Raw genomic sequence first — 1,968 nt, forward strand, 5'->3', positions numbered from 1 at the left:
GCATCGGCTTCATGGCACTTTGGGATATCTAACGCCTATTCAGTTTCGCCAAAAGGCCCTTAAAAAAGTTGTCTGATTTACTGTTGACAATCCAAAAACATCTCGTCAAAAGAATGAGTAGATGAACTGGCGAGTAAAAGAAGTGAATACAACAAGACAGGGGACGGAGGAAGTGCCTTATAGGCCGGAACCACCGTCCCCTTGTCTCTGTAAAGTTATTGCCCGAAAGGGGCAAGCTTTCTACCTAACGGAACTAATCAGTAAGAGGGAGGTAGAAGTGACAATAGGAAATTGATGAGGATAATAATTCTACAATAACAAACCAAAGATATATGAAGTAAGGAAAATTAACATCAAAGCGGGAAGAAGATTAGCAACATGAATTTTTATAATCTTTAAGATGCTTAAGCCGAGGATAAAAGTTAGAACACCACCTATGGCTATAAAATCAGATAGCATAGCCGGTGAAACAGCAGGCATAATTAATCTTGCCAGGTAGAACAAAGTAGATAAAATAAGACACTGAGGAATTACAATAAGGTTTATGGCATAGCCTAAAGTTGTTGCAAAAATGACCGATGCGAAAACATCCATAACAGCTTTAGAAAGCAAGATAGTCATATCGCCAGTCATTCCTTCGTTAAGTGCGCCAAAAATGTTTGCACCGCTTGCACAAAAGGTAACAGCAACAATAATATAGAAGTTCATATATTCCTCATAATCACCTTCTATATTAAAATTTGACTTACAGATAAGTTTTGAAAAAATATTTTTGATATGAGTGTCTAACTTAATAAGCTCTCCAATGAGACATCCCAAAATAAGTGATAAAATGACAGCAGGTAAAGACTTCAGTTTTATCATTGATACAATACCGATTGAGATTGCAGATATTCCGAATATAATATTTAATGGTTTTTTGATATGGTCTGGAATAACCGATTTAAATTTTGAACCTAGAGTACCTCCCAATAATATGCAAAAACAATCAACCAATACACCTATAGGCATAAAAAAATATCTCCTTATGTTTTAAATTATTTGTTGCTCAAAACAAGATATTAATTTTTAACATAAGGAGTGTTTATTTGTCAATGGGAAACATGGGCGGCAAACCAGCACAACCAGCACAATAGGATGCATAAACATATGATTTTGTTTTCTTTTCAGCTTAGGTGGCGTCTGGGATAAATTTAGTACCAAAGCTCGATATAATCCTTTGGTCAATCTGCTATTTCAGGTTGACATACGCCATAAGAGGCCCGTGCATTGCAGCCTGCTGGTTGTTTCCCTATAAGATATTCGAGCATCTTGTAAAAAAGAGATTAGTTATATATGCTCCAATTGGGGTATATTAACATCTAAAAGTAAAGGAGAATTTATCTATGAACAAGCTTATTTTCAAGGATTATTTTCATGAGCCTCAGAAAAAAATTGCCAAGCGGATGCTTTTCAAAAGTGATAATGTAATTGCCTTTGTTCTGAATATTGCAAAGGGGGGGATATTGCCAGGACACACACATCTAGAATCAACCCTTATCCTGCAGGTCATGGAGGGTGATGCCAAGGTTGTCACGGATGGCAATGAAACCTCGTTACAGGTGGGCGAGCTAATGCAGGTTGATGGGCAGGAAAGCATGCAGGTTATAAACAGCGGCGAAGATGTCTTGCGCCTCTTTGTCACGATTTCACCAATAGGTTCGGAGGCCTTTGCAAAAGATGCAGATGTTTAAGAGGGACAGCTATGCTGTCCCTCTTAATCTGGTTTTATGTAGTAAATTGCCGTCAAAAATATTCATGGTTAATCTAAATTAATACTGGAATACTGAGCGTCCGTTTATGCGGGCGTTTTTGCTTTATATTACAGCCTTGCAGAGACTATCCCGAAAACTGTGTAAACCTCCAAGATGGTGTAAAATAGAAGCACCGAACTTGGAGGTTTTAATTATGGTAAAAAGAAAAATCACC

General features: G+C 37.4%; 2 protein-coding genes. One reads left to right on the forward strand and one right to left on the reverse strand.

From position 1 onward, the window contains the following. Window positions 1–309 precede the first annotated feature (309 nt). Window positions 310–1,011, reverse strand: a complete 702-nt coding sequence (locus F3H20_RS19720; protein ID WP_149736545.1) for a DUF554 domain-containing protein — start codon at window positions 1,009–1,011, stop codon at window positions 310–312. A gap of 374 nt (window positions 1,012–1,385) precedes the next feature. Here F3H20_RS19720 and F3H20_RS19725 point away from each other — a divergent pair, with 374 nt between their 5' ends. Next, window positions 1,386–1,733 carry a cupin domain-containing protein gene (locus tag F3H20_RS19725; protein WP_149736546.1) on the forward strand — a complete coding sequence of 116 codons (348 nt, stop codon included), beginning with the start codon at window positions 1,386–1,388 and terminating at the stop codon, window positions 1,731–1,733. Window positions 1,734–1,968 lie beyond the last annotated feature (235 nt).

Source organism: Propionispora hippei DSM 15287 (assembly GCF_900141835.1).
Taxonomy (GTDB): Bacteria; Bacillota; Negativicutes; order Propionisporales; family Propionisporaceae; genus Propionispora; species Propionispora hippei.